This is a genomic window from Bacteroides sp. HPS0048 (assembly GCF_964240755.1).
Taxonomy (GTDB): Bacteria; Bacteroidota; Bacteroidia; order Bacteroidales; family Bacteroidaceae; genus Bacteroides; species Bacteroides nordii.
In genome coordinates this window covers 65060-81348 of sequence record NZ_CAXSVC010000021.1, presented here as the reverse complement: position 1 = coordinate 81348, position 16289 = coordinate 65060, and the positions used below count along the sequence as shown (strand labels likewise).

The 16289-nt window shown below is 39.0% G+C and carries 15 protein-coding genes; 6 read left to right on the top strand and 9 right to left on the bottom strand.

Annotation, left to right across the window (positions count from 1 at the left end; translation table 11 throughout):
* Positions 1-35 precede the first annotated feature (35 nt).
* The 8 genes from ACESQI_RS16220 to ACESQI_RS16185 all read right to left on the bottom strand — a co-directional run bounded on the left by ACESQI_RS16220 (position 36) and on the right by ACESQI_RS16185 (position 7225).
* Positions 36-1049, bottom strand: coding sequence for a ketoacyl-ACP synthase III (locus tag ACESQI_RS16220; protein ID WP_373126562.1), 1014 nt, complete (start codon positions 1047-1049; stop codon positions 36-38).
* 5 nt (positions 1050-1054) lie between these two features.
* Positions 1055-1810, bottom strand: coding sequence for an SDR family NAD(P)-dependent oxidoreductase (locus tag ACESQI_RS16215; protein ID WP_373126561.1), 756 nt, complete (start codon positions 1808-1810; stop codon positions 1055-1057).
* Position 1811: 1 nt separating this feature from the next.
* A complete protein-coding gene (locus ACESQI_RS16210; RefSeq protein ID WP_373126560.1) occupies positions 1812-2042 on the bottom strand; it encodes an acyl carrier protein in 231 nt (76 codons plus the stop codon).
* A 71-nt stretch (positions 2043-2113) separates the two neighbouring features.
* The gene (locus ACESQI_RS16205; protein WP_373126559.1) at positions 2114-3229 is read right to left on the bottom strand and encodes a hypothetical protein; all 1116 of its coding nucleotides are present in this window, start codon (positions 3227-3229) and stop codon (positions 2114-2116) included.
* On the bottom strand, positions 3222-4196 hold the full coding sequence (locus ACESQI_RS16200; RefSeq protein WP_373126558.1) for an AAC(3) family N-acetyltransferase: 975 nt from the start codon (positions 4194-4196) through the stop codon (positions 3222-3224). Before ACESQI_RS16200 ends, ACESQI_RS16205 begins: the two co-directional genes overlap by 8 nt.
* On the bottom strand, positions 4193-5197 hold the full coding sequence (locus ACESQI_RS16195) for a glycosyltransferase family 4 protein (RefSeq protein ID WP_373126557.1): 1005 nt from the start codon (positions 5195-5197) through the stop codon (positions 4193-4195). The genes ACESQI_RS16200 and ACESQI_RS16195 overlap by 4 nt, the downstream gene beginning before the upstream one ends.
* Before the next feature lie 35 nt (positions 5198-5232).
* On the bottom strand, positions 5233-6444 hold the full coding sequence (locus ACESQI_RS16190) for an O-antigen polymerase (RefSeq protein ID WP_373126556.1): 1212 nt from the start codon (positions 6442-6444) through the stop codon (positions 5233-5235).
* A 97-nt stretch (positions 6445-6541) separates the two neighbouring features.
* Complete coding sequence (locus ACESQI_RS16185; protein WP_373126555.1) at positions 6542-7225, bottom strand: hypothetical protein; 684 nt, start codon at positions 7223-7225, stop codon at positions 6542-6544.
* Positions 7226-7460: 235 nt separating this feature from the next.
* Between ACESQI_RS16185 and ACESQI_RS16180 the strand changes: the two genes are divergently transcribed.
* The 5 genes from ACESQI_RS16180 (at position 7461) to ACESQI_RS16160 (ending at position 13835) form a co-directional block, all read left to right on the top strand.
* A complete protein-coding gene (locus ACESQI_RS16180) occupies positions 7461-8081 on the top strand; it encodes a TetR/AcrR family transcriptional regulator (RefSeq protein WP_005942707.1) in 621 nt (206 codons plus the stop codon).
* 4 nt (positions 8082-8085) lie between these two features.
* The gene (locus tag ACESQI_RS16175; protein WP_005942704.1) at positions 8086-9225 is read left to right on the top strand and encodes a StlD/DarB family beta-ketosynthase; all 1140 of its coding nucleotides are present in this window, start codon (positions 8086-8088) and stop codon (positions 9223-9225) included.
* A gap of 239 nt (positions 9226-9464) precedes the next feature.
* Positions 9465-9989 carry a TetR/AcrR family transcriptional regulator gene (locus ACESQI_RS16170; RefSeq protein ID WP_005942701.1) on the top strand — a complete coding sequence of 175 codons (525 nt, stop codon included), beginning with the start codon at positions 9465-9467 and terminating at the stop codon, positions 9987-9989.
* Positions 9990-10213: 224 nt separating this feature from the next.
* A complete protein-coding gene (locus ACESQI_RS16165) occupies positions 10214-12535 on the top strand; it encodes a hybrid sensor histidine kinase/response regulator (RefSeq protein WP_373126572.1) in 2322 nt (773 codons plus the stop codon).
* Entirely contained in the window at positions 12516-13835 is a 1320-nt protein-coding gene (locus ACESQI_RS16160; RefSeq protein WP_005942696.1) for a sigma-54 dependent transcriptional regulator, read from the top strand. Before ACESQI_RS16165 ends, ACESQI_RS16160 begins: the two co-directional genes overlap by 20 nt.
* A 186-nt stretch (positions 13836-14021) precedes the next feature.
* On the opposite strand, the gene ACESQI_RS16155 is transcribed toward ACESQI_RS16160, so the two are convergent.
* Positions 14022-14369, bottom strand: coding sequence for a hypothetical protein (locus ACESQI_RS16155; protein ID WP_005942693.1), 348 nt, complete (start codon positions 14367-14369; stop codon positions 14022-14024).
* Positions 14370-14464: 95 nt separating this feature from the next.
* On the opposite strand from ACESQI_RS16155, the gene ACESQI_RS16150 reads away from it, so the two are divergent.
* Positions 14465-16279: a DUF3945 domain-containing protein gene (locus ACESQI_RS16150; RefSeq protein WP_287626691.1), complete on the top strand. Its 1815-nt coding sequence runs from the start codon at positions 14465-14467 to the stop codon at positions 16277-16279.
* Positions 16280-16289 lie beyond the last annotated feature (10 nt).

Sequence of the window (16289 nt, the reverse complement as noted above, 5' to 3'; positions counted from 1 at the left end):
AGTGTTCTGCCAATTATAGAACAAAAAATCTAATTTCATTTTTTAAAACGAAGTACAGTACCTCCCCAAGAATATCCTACACCAAAACCAGCAATAAGCACATTGTCACTATTTTTTATTTCATTTGTATCCAAAGCATGCTTCAGCGCAAGAGGGATCGTATTAGAAACTGTGTTACCAAACTCAGATAAACAATAATAAAAACGTTCATCTGCTATTTTCATCTTCTTTCTTAAGAAATTAAGCATGTATTTATTAGCCTGATGAAGAACGAATAAATCAACATCCTCTTTCACCAATCCATTTTTATTTAAGGTACTTTCTATCAAAGGAGGAACATTATCCAATGTAAATGTAAAAATCTCACTTCCATTCATGAAAAGATGATCAGAAGAGATTGGATTATTATTCTCATCAAAGTGTAAATCATTTTGTTTATAAGGTATACGCATTGCACCCGATCTTACTATTAAATTATTTGCACCACTACCATCTGTTCCCAAGCTGAAATTACCAATTTCAGCAATTCCTTCAGTACTAATAATCGTCGCAGAAGCAGCATCACCAAATATGGTTCTATTTCCTTTATCTTTTGGGTGGAGGTACTTACTATATGTTTCGCCAGTCAGCAATAAAACGTTTGATGCAATCCCACCAACTATCAAACCTTTTGCCAAAGACAATCCATAGACATATCCTGAACATCCTAAATTAAAATCCAAGGCTCCAATAGTCTTTTTTAGCCCTAGGCGATCCTGTATTACACAAGCAGAGGTTGGTAATATATAATCAGGGCTCTGAGTACAGAACAAAACATAATCGACATCATCTTTACAAACATTTCCTTTGTCATTAAACAATTTCTCCGCTGCTCTAATAGCCATATCCATAGCTGTTTCATTAATCTGAGCAATATGCCTCTTATTGACACCAACTTTAGAAGCTATTTTATCAACACTCCATTCTGGGAAGTCTCGGATAATATCCTCATTAGTTACTATTTGTTCTGGCAAATAGTAAGCAATCTGTTTTACATATACCTTATTCATAACAACTATAGAAGTGTATATCCACCATCAATTAATAAATTTGTACCTGTTACCCAACGACTAGCATCCGAAAGTAGATAAACTACAGCATATGCCACTTCTTCAGGTTTACCATATCTCCCCAAGGGGTATCGCTTCGTGTCTTCAAATAATTGTTCCTTGGTTATAGTCCCATCACTCATTATGTCAGTATCAATCATTCCTGGATTAACACAATTTACCCGAACTGCCTTGGAGGCTAATTCAATAGCCATCGCCTTAACAATACCATTTATTGCTCCCTTAGAGCCAGAGTAAAGACCGCCTCCAACATAAGAAATAAAAACACCTGAAATAGAAGAAATGAAAACAATAGAAGCTCCCTTATTTAACTTTCTCTTTTTTATAAGCTGTTGCGATAATAATACCGGAGCTTTATAATTGACATCCATGATTGTAGATAAGTCTTTTGAAGAAATAAACTGAAAAGGTTTGGGTATAACAAGTCCGGCACACTGAACTACACCATCTATTCTCACTTTAATAAAGTCGGTTAGTTCATTGATTTGGCTTTCGGACGACAAATCTATAGAAATTATAGTATGCTTTGCCTGTGAGTTATCCATAAGTGAAAGAGTTTCTTTCAAGCGATTCTCATTGCGAGCAGTTAATATTACAGCTGCTCCCATTTTAGCACATTCTATTGCAATAGCACGTCCAATACCCGATGAAGCACCTGTAACTAAAATAGACTTGCCAGATAAAGAAAACGGGGTATACATTCTACAAACGACTATTTATAATATTGTATAAATCAATAATCGTCTCAGCTTTTTTCACATCATCTCCCTTAATACGAATACCATACTCCTCATCAACCATAGCTATAATAGCAAGTGCCATTAATGAAGACCACTCATCAAGTTCTTTAAAGTGAACTTCCGGAGTTAACACATTCTGTTCAGTTTCTTCAAACTGTTCTGCAAACTTTTCAATAAAACTGTTTAATTCCATTTTCTTATTATTTAAATTTTACACTCAAAGTAAGCTTTAACGATATTAAAGCTAATCCTTCCTCTTTTCATTTATTCAAATTCCACAGAATAATCTTCTTCATTTTCCAATTTATATAGCACTAAAGAGAGATCATGTTTCCAGGTAGCAATATTATATACAGGAAGATATTCCGTATCATTTTTTCCAGTTGGAAAACACATTGCTCCAAATTGAAAAAGAAAAAATGGAAGTAAATCTTTCGCATTCTTCCCAACTACAGTAAGTTTGTTTTCCGAGTCAACCTTATAAATGAAGCAACTATTTTCAATAATCCCATTCCCGCGTTTTAATGTAAAAACTTTCCTAAGCAATGGTTCACCTCCATTATTCTCAACAACAGTAGAAAATAAAAAAACATTTCTGTAACAACAAGAATAGACAGCAGACCCATTAATATCTTGCAAAGGAAAACTTTTCCATTCCCCTTCATCCAACGTTAACATCCTCAAACTATTTTTAGAAAAAGGTGTATCAGTTGCATAAATAAGCCCACCAGCAAAGGGAAAAGCGACACAAGCACGACAGGATTGATCCCCCCTTATTATAGGAGTTACTTGTGAAAAATTATTCTTAGCCATCCAAATAGCAGCAGCTTTTCCAAAATCTCCCGTCAATATCCATATACAATTATTCTTTTTATCAGGAATAAGATTATGTATATGACCTATTTCCCCAGAAGTAAATTCATAAACTTTTTCCCACTGATCTTCTGCGACGCGTTTATATATAGCAACTGGATCTGTTTTATTTCCAAAATACTCGCCAAAATAAAGGGCATTATCGAAACCTTTAACATCAACATAAACAATATTTAAAGGACGTGTTCCTCTTAACATCCGAAAGCCAGTAGAGCAACTACGCCTACTCTCATCAACTTCGTATAGAACGCCATCCCGCACTACTATATATTTATTTTTGTCCAGTTTTACACCGTACCTTGCATCTAATCGCATTAAACGAGTCAATATCCGACTATATGCCCCAATATTATGTTTCCAGCTAAAAGGTAATTTCGCTAACGGCTCTACCTTTTGTTCTTCAAGATTGAGTTTGCATATGGTTCCTCTTCTATAACAAATTAGCTCTTGTTCATTTGAAAAGCAAAGAGGTACTATTCTCTTAAAAGTTTTTACGATTTTAAACATCCTTTTTTAAGTACTTTTTAGGAACAATATAAGGAAATCCTTTATCATTGATAGACCTCAAATAACTAATATATTCTTGTGAATCAACTGCCGAAACATCTATATTACCGACAGTACAGACTCTTAAAATACCTTTTTTTAGAAGTCTTTTTTTCAAATTACGCTCTGCAAAAAACATAGTACCCCATTTAGGCTTTCGTTCACGTACTACAATGTCTCTAGTATAATCGTGATCTACAATTGTAAACTTACGTTCTCTATACCAATCCATGATAGGCCAATCAGAATAAGCCTCTTCTGCAACATGAGTTATAGTGAGATAATGCCCCAAATCAACACCAAGGCCAATCACAATAGCTTTATTATCAAGACAAAATTTCCAAGAAGAATTAGATCCATGAGGAGAAGGTTTTTCACCCTCTATGTTATTTTTCATCATTAATTCGGCCAAAGGCCCTATTGCTGCCATAGGATTTAATGGATGGCGGCTAATAACACAATTTTTCCGCAACATCATATAATAAGGAAGAAATCCTGTTACTACTCGTGATCGTTGTACATTATAAGTACATTTAATAGTATCCATATTACAAGTTATATATTCCTTTCCCTTTTTAGGTTGTTCTTTATATCTTCTAATTACTGGCATAGCTAAAGTTCCATCACAACCTATTAATTCCAATAATGCATCAATAATTTCATCAGGAGAGAGTCCTGTTCTTTCAAGGGCATCATATGATGAATGTACAATGAGTAGACTTCCTTTTTTTACACCTAAATTTTCTAATGCTTCAAGTATTCGTTCAAATTCGCAAAACACAGAAATAGTAGTTTGAGAATTACTAAATTTAGGCTTAAATTTCGCAAAAGTCTCAACATTATTCCAGTAGAATCTTCGTACTAAAACTTCTAAATAAGGAGAGATACATACTATTTTATTGTATATATTCCCTAAAGACATTTTCATTTATATAAAATATTATTTATTATTTTTTTAAGAGATTCTTTTCGCTCTATTACAGAGAAATTAGTTTCTATCTGATTACGAGCTCGTTCACTCAATTCAGCAACAGATATCTTTCCAAGAATCAATTGTTCCATTTTATTCGCAATTTCTTGGGGCTCTATGCTTTCTAAGATAATTCCTGCATCACCTACAACATTACCGAGCTCTCCGGCACTTGTCGTTATTACCGGAGTACCACAACTCAGTGCTTCTGCTATAGCTAATCCAAAACCTTCATATCGAGACGGTTGTATATAACAAAAACATTTTTGATAAAGGTCTACTTTTTCTTCTTCAGAAATCTCACCCAATAATTTTACATTATCTTGTAAACCATAGCCTACAATAAATTGTTGAAGCTCATCCCAAGCATCGCCTTTTTGTCCGGCTACCCAAAATTGTAAATCAGGATAACAAGGGAGCAAAATTTTAAACGCTTCTATGGATTCATACAAACATTTTCTATAAACATTCGTCTTTTGTAACCAACAAATAGAAAAAAAGAAATCACCTCTGGGAAGAATAGATGGTGTATATTTTTCTGTATATACCCCATGAGGAGAATAAAGAAGGTTCTTATACCCCCATTCTCTCGTCATAGCTTCATATTCATTTTTAGATACAAGTATATTAGCATCAGCCCAACGTGTTGAAAAACGGATAAGGCATCGTTGATAAAAAGGACGTCTAAAATAATCAATAGCAGCTTGAGGTGCTTTATAATTAAAGGTACCTGTTATCACAACTTTCTTTCTTAGAATCTTAGCTATCAAAACAGGAATAAAAGCATAAGTCCACCACCACACAAATATAATATCTGCATGCCAATCTATCTGACGCCATTTAGTCGCAATAACAAGGTGAGGATCCAATTCTTGTAGAGCCTCTATATCCTGACGATAAAAATCCACCAATTGTAGAGAATCCGGTTTATTGGTCTTACAAAAAAAAGAGATTTTCATATTTGTATCTTTTTATTTTCGATTTTAATGATATTTTATTTGAAAGGCAAATAATATTTGGTTATATTATAATGTATCGTTCTAAATGTAAATAATATTATTATCAAAAAAAACACTTGATAAAATCCCATCAATGTCCCCCGTGAAAACTGCAAAATCAGCTGTATATATACAACTCCAAATGCAACAAATATTATACTACTCCGTTTTAAAAACTCTAAAATATAAATTAAAAATAAAAATGGCCAACCAACAAAAAGCCATCCCCAAAAACCAAAATTCAGAACAAATAATCCGATTAAACCAGGAGGATAGTTTCCATCTCGAATCATCAATCCAGAAGATCCAAAGGCATCAGCAAAATAAACAGATAAGTCTTGCTGTTTTAATCCGAAAGTCCATTCATGAGGTATAACCATGAAAAATAAATTTCGATATGTATTTCCAAAAAATAACCAATCATTATATAAATATTTGCGAATAGACTCTAAAGAAGCATAGTAAAAATACGAAAAATCACCCGATAACAATACATTTTTGATATCATCTTTAGTTATTATCATATGTCCAGCGTAAATACCTACACGCAATATCTGCCACATCACAAGAAAAGTAAACGCAATACATGCAAATATAATCACCTTCCGTGAAGAATAATTTTTCGAATAATAATAATAAAAAAAATAGCCTGACAATGCCAACATTATAAACTGCCTCCCTCCCATTAGTACAGTCACCATTATCAACATAACATATACTAATATACTAAATATATTTCTCTTTTTACTACAAGAAAAAGAATAATAGGCAATAAGAATCATTAGATAGAATGATATATTTAATAATAGCGAACTAAAACCTTCATTTTGAAATGCTGCCATTCTACCTGCATCTAAAATTACCTTTATTAACTCAATTAATGAAGTAGCTTTAAAACCTGTAGAATATATATAGAGAATGACACCAATTATAAAAATACATCCAGAAATATAGCTATAATTATATTTAACTGTTAAAACATTTTCATCCGTTTTTTTTTTAAGACTCTTATTAAAAACCAGAATGTAGACAAAAACAATACTTAAAGCATATAAAAAATTTATTATAGAGTAATAATTATAGATTCTTATATCAGTTATTATTCCATCAAGAGCTTCCGGATGATACATCGCCGGTCCTATAAGAATATTATTAATAATAGGTACAAAGCAAAACAAAATAGAATATATTAATACAAATACTCCCATAAAATACAGCTTTTTTCTAAAAAAAGAATTTATACCTACATAAAAAGTAAGTAATAGCGATAAGGAGTTCAACATTATTGATGTTATCATAATATCACTAATGATCTATTTTTGGCTTCTTTGAACAATAAAAAACACAAAACAAAGTCAAGACATAACAAAATATAATAAAACTATAATGTAAACACAAATATATTTGAAAAGGTAAATTCAAATATCCAGCAAGTAAAGAAATTAAATAAATAATTAAAAATTGAATAGTTTGAATAGAATAAGTATATTTATAATATCCCCACAAATTGAGTAAATGCGAAAAAGGTTGAAGAAATAAGTCAAAAATATAATATACAACCATAAAGCATAAAAATGTACCACCCAATTTCCACTGCTCACCAAACACAAAACCAATCATTTGTTCTCCATAAAAATATGTTATAGAAAATAAGCTTGTAATAACAGCAAAGAATAAAAAGAAGAATAATCTATAATACTTAAAAAACAAAGGTTTGAATATAGAGTTAAATATAATGGTATTATTCAATTCAGAAGTAACTATATTTAAAATAGAACGCCTAATTATAGCGATAGGTGCCTGAATAGATTGAGCTATAAAGAAATAAATACCTATAACTCCAGTTCCATAAATTGCTTTGCCTACAAACATTGGAGCTAAAGGTACAGACCATTGTAAAGCACAAGAAATAGTACTACTCACACAAAATGACTTATTTTCTTTAAGAATTCTCTTTTCTTCATTCCAGTGTAAAGATCCAACTTCCATTTTTAGATTTTGAGCCAAATAGGCTATTCCTATAATTTGTCCTAAAATATAAGAAAAAAATAATATATGTATAAGAAAAAAGGGAAAAAGGCATCGTTCGTATTTATTTCATAAACGGAAATTTATAGTCATAAATGATTTAAGGATAATTGGGTAGGACATATTTAATAATGCTAAAAATGAACGTGTTTTCACTCAAAAGACCTACTTTTGTATGATACTAAAAAACAAGGTTATGAAAGGAGTAAAAGGCTCAGAAACAAAAAGATTAATCAGGGAAGCTGCATACAAACAGTTTCTGACAAAAGATTACAACACAGTTCCCCTGAAGGAAATAGAAAAAAGTCTGAATTTATCAAGAGGATGTATGTCGTATCATTATCCAAGCAAACAGGAACTGTTCATTGATGTAATCGATTTTTACATTTTCCACAAACAAGATGCCAAAAATAAGTTCAAGGATATATCTCATACCTCTCTGCTTGAATTTATTGATTATTACATAAAGAGGGTGGAGGAAACGATGGATGCAATGAAAGTCTATCTCATAGAAAAAGAGAAGACCAATATTACACGTGCATATCTTAACTTGATTTTGCAGGCAGAATATTTCTATCCGGGATTTAACGGGGCTTTCAACGAAATAACAAATAAGGAAATAAAATTGTGGGAAAGAATATTTGTGAGAGCTGTTGAAACCAAAGAAATAAGATCCGATGTTAATCCTTCTATATTGGCCTTGACATTTCGAATCCTGCTGTTTGGGAAATGTTTTCAAGATGCATTGGTGAATGGATTGCGAATAGAAGAACTGAAAGCAGTTCTTTATAATCAATATGAACTAATTAAAAATTGAACTAATGAAGAAAGATGTTTTTATTACTGGGCTGGCAAGCTTCTTTCCGAACTCTCCTGTTTCCAATGATGAAATGGAAGAGTTTTTGGGTCTCATTTCTGGAAAACATTCCAAAGTGCAACGAATAGTTTTAAAGCAAAATGGTATCAAACGGCGATACTATGCCTTAAACAAAAATCAGAAAATCACCCATACAAATGCGGAAATGGCGATGCTGGCTATACGAAAGTTGCTGGCATTAACCGATAAGGGTCAGAAGGATATTGAGTTGCTTGCTTGTGCTACTGCTACTCCTGACCAGATTCTACCTTCCCATGCGTCTATGGTACATGGGCTTTGGGAAGAGCCTGTTGAAATATTCTCTTCTGCCGGAGTTTGTCTGTCTTGTCTGCAAGCATTGAAAATAGCTTATCTGAGTATAGCCGCATCAGAAAAACAGAATGCAATATGTAGTACATCTGAATTGGTGTCAGCCATGCTTTTGTCCAAAAACTTCGACATCGAATATGAAAGATGCTGCAATTTGGGCACCAATCCATATATGGCTTTGGAAAAGGACTTCCTGCGCTTTATGTTAAGCGATGGTGCGAGTTGTGCGTTATTGGAAAATCATCCGGGAGAAAAAGGCGTATCTTTAAAGATTGAATGGATAGAAATGGATTCGTATGCCAATGAAACGCCTACCTGTATGTTCGCCGGAGCTGTCCGGAGAGAGGACGGCGAACTGAAAAGCTGGAAATCTTTCGAAAGTCAGGGATTGGTCAATGAGTCCCTCATGGTTATCAAACAGGATATTAAACTTTTAGGAACGAAGTTGATGCCTTTATGGATTAGACATATTAAATCATGCTTGAATAAACATGGTATGAGTTCTGAAGATGTGGATTATGTAATACCTCACTCTTCGTCAATGGTTATTTATAACAATCTCATAGAAGCGATGAAAAACGAAAGTTTTGAATTGTACAAAAAAGAGTGGTTTACCAATCTTACCTGGGTGGGAAACATCGGATCGTCAGCGATACTGGCTGCCTTGGATGAATTTAGTTCTACCCGTAAACTCAAATCCGGAGAAAAAATATTACTGCTTGTTCCTGAAAGTGGGCGTTTTTCTTATGGAACTGTATTATTAAGTGTGGTTTAAGTTTGGAAATAAACGATAAATAGCGTATTTTTGCGCAGATAAAAACGACATAGTATAGTATCATATATCATCTTTCAAACGAAAAGTGGAAAATTTCAAAGAGATAAGATGGAATATGACAGCTTGCGCTATATTAAGATATATAGCACAGGTGCGTCAGCTTCATCTCTAGGCATTCCACTGCCACGTTTGGGTTGTTGATTGCATCTGTGCTATTTCTTCTGTAATATAGCTGTAAGATGAACCCGAACTTGAAACAAAGGATTATTAAGGAGGCGTATAGGTTATTCATCGCGAAAGGTATGAAACAAACTTCATTTTGTGATGTGGCGTTTGCCGTGCATAAATCCAAGGGGGCCGTCATTCATTATTTCCCTTCCAAAAGATTGTTGGTGGACGCGGTTGTGAAAATGTGTTTTTTTCCTGCATCCCAACTTCCAACCGAAATAGGCTCAGCAGTAGAAAAGAATTGGGATGAGTTTCTAAGGCTGTACCGGAATCCGATAGAACGGGTGATAAACAGTTTTCCTGAACAATTGAATGGTAATGGCTTGATGCATTATATGCAGTTTGTATCTTCCGCCCACGAGTATATGGACGATTTTTCTCAAATGTACCAGGAACTTTTTGCCAAGGAACAGGACTTCCTTTCAAATATGGCTTGCAACCATAAGATGTGTGTAAACGATACTGTGGAATTCAGCAGGCAGATATTGAACACCTCCATCGGTAAGACGTTTTTGGGTATGTTCTTAAAAATGTAATCTCAACGTTTGTATTTCTTTCCCTTTTTTGAGCCATAACATTGGCCTTTAGGCAGATAAGCTGTTAAATATCATTTGCTGAAACAAATTCTCCTTTCATTATTCTTGGAAAAAACTTATCTTTGCAAAACAAACCGACTGGTCGGTTTATTTTGCAAAGGATTTTTAATTGAGTATAACTAATCAGAAAAGGAAGTAGATAATTGAAAAGCTGGAATAAATTGTTGGGACAATCTTTATGTTCGCAACCTCTTCTCGCCCCAATAGCGGTCGGGTACATCACCAAAATTATAATCATAAGCTGTATTGTATACGCCGGTATCCATGAATGGAAAGAGATGAAGGCCCGGGAAGTGGAAGTCCGGGGAATCAACCGTCAGAAACATGACATGAATGATATATATGTGGAAATGCTTAGCCTTTCTTTATTGTGTGAAACCTTCATGGAATGGAACGAGCAGGATTTTCTTACATTCCACAAACGGAAACAGCATATTGACAGCTTGTTATATGAATTTAACAACAGCAATCCCAACTCACACATGGACAGTATCCGTACTTTATGGAAAGACAAGGAACTGTATATGCAAAAAATCATATCTCTGGTGCATAAACAGGAAGAGGTCAGTCAGGAAATTGCGGCACAAATTCCGGTTATTGCCAGACAAAGTGAACGGGAAACCAATAAAAGGGGGGGATTGCTGAAGAGGCTGTTCAGAAAACGTGATAAGGCGGATTCCCCCTCCACGGCTTCCATGCTTTATGCACTCAACCAAAAGGTAGTGGGCGAACATCAGGCATATACCCGGGAACTGGCTGAGCAGACGAACTATTTAGCCGGAAAGAACAGAATGTTGAACAGGCAGCTACAGCAGATGATTGTACACATGGACAAGGCGGCAAGAACAGAGCTGAAGAAACGGGAAGATAGGATTGCAAAGGCTGAGAAACAATCATTTGCCGTAGTCATTGGTTTGACGGCATTCATGATACTGTTATTAGTAGGGTCTTATCTGGTTATACACAGGTATATGATACGCATAAACCGCTATAAAAGAAGATTGGAGGATACGGTCCGGCAGTTGAGGCAGACTGTCGTTGAAAACAAGAAGCTGATTGAAGCAAGAAAAAAAATCATGCTGGCGGTGACGCACGATTTACGTTCTCCGCTTGCCACCATCAGCAGCTATGCGGAATTGCTTGCCACGGAGAGGAGGACGTTGAAACGTAAGGAGTATAACCAAAATATACGGCAGGTGGCAGAATATATGGCTTCCATGCTGAATGCCCTGCTGGGATTTTTCCGTTTGGAAAGCGGCAAGGAAAAAGCCAGTCCCGCCCCGTTCAGGTTATGCTCTGTCATTGAAGTATTGGAAACGGATTTCCTGCCGTTGGCGGCAGGAAAGAACTTGTCCTTAAACATGGAAAGTGCCGGGGATGCGGTTGTTGTCGGGGATAAAAAAAGAATAATCCAGATAGGGAGCAACCTGTTGTCAAATGCGATTAAATTTACAGAACAGGGAACGGTGACATTACGTACGCGATTTGAAAAAGGGATATTGGCGCTTACGGTGGAAGATACCGGAACCGGTATGGATGACGAGGAGCAGGCGCGTATTTTTACGGCATTCGAACGGCTTCCCAACGCGATTGCGGAAGAAGGGGTCGGCCTTGGGCTTTCAATAGTCAAAAGCCTGGTCGAGTTGCTGGAAGGCAGGATAGAGCTGACAAGCCGGAAAGGTGTAGGCAGCCGTTTTACTGTCTACTTGCCCTTGCCTGTGGCAGAGGAAAGTGTGAACGGCAACGACAAGGACAGGATTCCCATACAGCCGTTTACGGTTCTGGTATTGGACAATGACACCGTCTTGTTGGCTGCGATCAGGGAAATGTTCGCGCATCATGGAGTCACTTGTACGGTATGTGAGAATACACGTGACTTGATGGAACATGTACGTTGCCAAAGCTATGACCTGTTGATTACGGATTTGAAAATGCCACAGATGAACGGGTTTGAGGTGCTGAAACTCCTGCGCATGGCAAAAGTGGGAAATTCAAGGAGCATTCCGGTCATAGCGGCAACCGCTTCGGGGAGCTGCAAGGCGGAAGACCTGCGTGAGGCGGGGTTTTCGGCTTGTTTGAAAAAACCGTTTTCGGCTGAGGAATTGTTGCAGGTATGCGCAGAATGCTTAGGAAACGAAAGGCAGTTGGAACAAATTGATTTCCATACTCTGTTGGAGCATGGAGACAAAAAGGCGATGCTTGATACCTTGATTGAGGAAACCGCAAAGGATATGGAGGCGGTGGCTGAGAGTGCGGAAAAGAATGATCACGAGGCACTGAAGGAGTGGGTACACCATCTGACATGCTCATGGGAGATTATTCATGCCGGTAAACCGCTACGTGAATTGTTTGCGCTGCTTCAGGGTTCCGGGGAGCTTTCGGTTGAAGAATTGAAACGGACTGTTCAAAAAGTATTGGATAAAGGAAAAGAAATAATTTATTTGGCACAACAGGCAAAGAAAATCTATGAAAGTGATTGTTATTGAGGATAATATCTTGTTCTGTGACTATATCTGTAGTCTTTTGCAAAAGGCGGACTTTAAGACAATGAAGGCACACGGGCTGGCACAGGCAAAAAAAATGATTAGGGGTTCCATCCATGAGGATGATATGGTATTGGCGGATTTAAGGTTGCCGGACGGGGAAAGTACCGCCTTGTTGAAATGGATGAGGGATAACGGGTACATGCATCCGTTCATAATGATGACCAACTATGAGGAGATACATTCTGCCGTCCATGCCATGAAATTAGGTGCGGAGGATTTTATCCTCAAACCACTGGTTGAAGACAAGCTGTTACCCGCCATAAGAAAGATAAAAGCGGCAAACGATACTTTTTCCAAAGTGATTTACGAACGCAGGAGTGCCTCTTTTTGCGAATTGAACCAATATATCCACCTGGTTGCACCAACAGACATGACAGTGTTGATACTGGGGAACACGGGAACCGGAAAAGAACATCTGGCAAATAAGATACACAGGAGGAGTCTCAGAGCCAACAAACCGTATATTAAGGTTGACTGTGGCAGTTTGTCCAAAGATCTGGCCGCTTCCGCCTTTTTCGGCCATGTCAAGGGAGCCTTCACAGGGGCTACCGAGGAAAAGGCGGGGTATTTCCTGGAAGCGCAGGGAGGCACCTTGTTCATGGACGAAGTGGAGAATCTCTCAATAGAGACACAACGGATGTTGTTGCGTGCCATGGAGGAACGGAGCTATCGTCCGGTGGGCGGGAAACAGGACAGGCGGATGGATGTGCGTATCATCGCGGCAACCAACGAGGACTTGTTCCAGGCGGTGGCCGAGAAACGTTTCCGCAAAGACTTGTTGTATCGTTTCCATGACTTTACGATTACCGTACCTGCGCTGCAAAATTGTTTGGAAGACATACTTCCCCTGGCGGATTTTTTCAGGGAACAGTCTTGTGCGGAACTCCGGAAAGAGGTGGTGGGTTTTGACGGACCGGCAAAAGAAATGCTGTTGGGGTATAGCTGGCCGGGAAATGTCAGGCAGTTGAAACAGGTTGTTTATGCGGCGGTATTGATATGCAAAGGAAATTTGATAACTCCCGATTTTTTACGGTTGAAACAGACGGAAACGGATGCTCCGAATTCTGCCAAGAAAAAAAAGATAGACAAATGTTTGCAGAAAGACGAGAAAAGGAACATTGAACAAATCAAGACGGCAATATCCATATCCAAAGGAAACCTGACACAAGCGGCGGCGTTGCTGGGAATAAGCCGCCCCACCCTTTATAAAAAAATGAGCATACATGGTATTAGCAAATAATGTGTTAAGAGGACAGGCGGATGGATATTGCCAGAACAGTTTCCCCCTTCATCAAAGGAAAATCGAATTTGTCTTGCCAGCCGCATTTCCTACACTTTTTTCGTGAAAATTTTCCTTGCGGCTTCGCCGTGGAAAATTTTCACGAAAAAGAATGCGGCGGCAATCCAAATTCGATTTGAGAAACGATTACAGGGGCAAACTGCGACCGACGTGACGCATGGATAAAAAATATCGGATATTGAGGAAGGCATATCTCATACCCCACGAAATCCCACATGTACCGTTCGGGGTATAGGTCTCACAAGAATCTTTTCGCAAAAATAAAAGAAGCCATGAGAAGACAGGGGGCTTCAGCTCCCTCCGCTCTGCATGGTTCCGCATTGTTTGTTCCGCCTGCTCCTTCTCCTGCCATACATACCGCTTCTCTTTTTTCTTGTCGCATATTTCTTTTTGCCCGGCTTTCCCCCTGTTCGCCGACATTCCACCCTCATCTGAAAACCACTTTTTCGGACATCTGATGACATTTGATGACATCTGATGACACCTTTTTGAAAATCAGCGTTTTATTCAAATTTAGCCTATACATTTGAAGCGTCAAAGCAATTTATTAACCCCTAAAAGGAAAATGTATGGCACAGGAAAAGAACCTGAACGAAAAGCCTAAACGGACCCGAAAACCGAAGGCTAAGAATGATGCACTTCCGGTGGAGCAAATCACCGAACTGATGCTGGTCCATAACAAGAGCGACCCGAAAAATGGTGTGCAGGTGGTCAGCGAGATTGATAAGGACGGGAAAGCAAAAACAGTCCCGGCGGACGAGAAGAATGAGAACTCATTCCTGAAATTCGACAAGAATTCGAGCATTCTCGAAAATTTCATCAAGAATTTCTGGAGCCAGCTCAAGGAACCGACCCATTTCCGCCTTCTCCGCATGACCTTCCACGACTACAAGATGAACAAGCAGGCCATCAAGGACCTGGCGGAAGGAAAACAGACGGACGCGGTGAAAGAGTTCCTCAAGCGCTACGAAATCCGTCCGAGAGAAAACAAGAAGGAACAAAGTGCGAACAGACAAGAAGAGACAACAATGGCAAAAAAAGAAACGCAACCGCAGGAGCCCCTGCAACAGAGTGAGGTACAGCAGGCGGCACAGCAGCAACCGCAGGAGTCGCAAGGACCGCATTACCGGTATAATGAGAACATGGTCAACTGGGAGGAGTTGGAAAAGGTCGGAATCTCAAAGGCTTCGCTGGAACAGCAGGGACTCCTTGATTCCATGCTGAAGGGCTACAAGACCAACAAGCTGGTGCCCCTGACAATCCATCTTTCCGGTTTGCTGACAGCCAAACTGGATGCAAGGCTCTCACTCATCCCGCAACAGGATGGACAGGTGGGACTGGCCATTCACGGCATACGCAAGGAGCCGCAGTTGGAACGCCCTTATTTCGGATTCAACTTCAGCGAGGAGGACAAGAAGAACCTGCGTGAGAGCGGCAACATGGGGCGTGTGGCGGAACTCAACCTGCGTGGCAGTGAATATACCCCCTGCCTGATCTCCATCGACAAGAACACCAACGAGCTGGTCGCTGTCCGCCAGGAGCATGTCTACATCCCGCAGGAAGTGAGCGGGGTAAGGCTTACGGACGAGGAAATCAGGTTGCTGAAGGAGGGACAGCCCGTCAAGGTGGAGGGCATGACCTCCAAGGCGGGAAAGGGGTTCGACGCCACGCTCCAGTACAGCGCCGAGCGCAGGGGGCTGGAGTTCATCTTCCCGAAAAACCAGATTTTCAACGAGCGTTCCATCGGGGGCGTGCCGCTCTCGCCCACCCAGATAAAGATGCTCAGCGAGGGGCATACCATCCTGGTGGAGGACATGAAGTTCAAGAACAGAAACGGGACATTCTCCTCATTTGTCACGATAGACCAGACAACGGGACGCCCGAACTACACCCGCCACAACCCGGAAACGGGGGAGATCTATATCCCCAAGGAAATATGCAATGTGCAGTTGACACCCGAGGACAAGGAAACCCTGCGCAAGGGACAGGCGGTCTATCTGGAAAACATGATCGGACGTACGGGAGAGGAATTCTCCTCGTTTGTCAAACTGGACATGAATACCGGAAGGACGATGTATTCACGCACGCCGGACGGGTTCAACGAGCAGCAGGCGCCACGCATCCCGGCGGAGGTTTACGGTCATGTGTTCACGGCACAGGAAAGGGCGAACCTTCAGGATGGAAAGACCATCCTTGTCGAAGGGCTGAAAAACAACGGGCAGTCCTTCAGCTCCTACCTGAAAGTCAACCCCTATTCAGGACAGTTGCAATATTTCCAGGAGAATCCGGATATCCGCCGGGATACTTCCCGTCGTGCCGCACAGACGGAGACCGCACAGGGGCAGCAGCAGGAACAGAAGAAAGGCGCTTCACAGGCGGTATAACCCGGCCAAA

Excerpts from the sequence above, each read along its gene's own strand:
- ACESQI_RS16195 (WP_373126557.1), bottom strand. The coding sequence starts at position 5,197 with ATGAAAATCTCTTTTTTTTGTAAGACCAATAAACCGGATTCTCTACAA.
- ACESQI_RS16160 (WP_005942696.1), top strand. The coding sequence starts at position 12,516 with ATGAAAGTGATTGTTATTGAGGATAATATCTTGTTCTGTGACTATATC.
- ACESQI_RS16215 (WP_373126561.1), bottom strand. The coding sequence starts at position 1,810 with ATGTATACCCCGTTTTCTTTATCTGGCAAGTCTATTTTAGTTACAGGT.
- ACESQI_RS16185 (WP_373126555.1), bottom strand. The coding sequence starts at position 7,225 with ATGGAAGTTGGATCTTTACACTGGAATGAAGAAAAGAGAATTCTTAAA.
- ACESQI_RS16200 (WP_373126558.1), bottom strand. The coding sequence starts at position 4,196 with ATGAAAATGTCTTTAGGGAATATATACAATAAAATAGTATGTATCTCT.
- ACESQI_RS16170 (WP_005942701.1), top strand. The coding sequence starts at position 9,465 with ATGAACCCGAACTTGAAACAAAGGATTATTAAGGAGGCGTATAGGTTA.
- ACESQI_RS16175 (WP_005942704.1), top strand. The coding sequence starts at position 8,086 with ATGAAGAAAGATGTTTTTATTACTGGGCTGGCAAGCTTCTTTCCGAAC.
- ACESQI_RS16220 (WP_373126562.1), bottom strand. The coding sequence starts at position 1,049 with ATGAATAAGGTATATGTAAAACAGATTGCTTACTATTTGCCAGAACAA.
- ACESQI_RS16180 (WP_005942707.1), top strand. The coding sequence starts at position 7,461 with ATGAAAGGAGTAAAAGGCTCAGAAACAAAAAGATTAATCAGGGAAGCT.
- ACESQI_RS16155 (WP_005942693.1), bottom strand. The coding sequence starts at position 14,369 with ATGTCATCAAATGTCATCAGATGTCCGAAAAAGTGGTTTTCAGATGAG.
- ACESQI_RS16205 (WP_373126559.1), bottom strand. The coding sequence starts at position 3,229 with ATGTTTAAAATCGTAAAAACTTTTAAGAGAATAGTACCTCTTTGCTTT.
- ACESQI_RS16210 (WP_373126560.1), bottom strand. The coding sequence starts at position 2,042 with ATGGAATTAAACAGTTTTATTGAAAAGTTTGCAGAACAGTTTGAAGAA.
- ACESQI_RS16150 (WP_287626691.1), top strand. The coding sequence starts at position 14,465 with ATGGCACAGGAAAAGAACCTGAACGAAAAGCCTAAACGGACCCGAAAA.
- ACESQI_RS16190 (WP_373126556.1), bottom strand. The coding sequence starts at position 6,444 with ATGGGAGTATTTGTATTAATATATTCTATTTTGTTTTGCTTTGTACCT.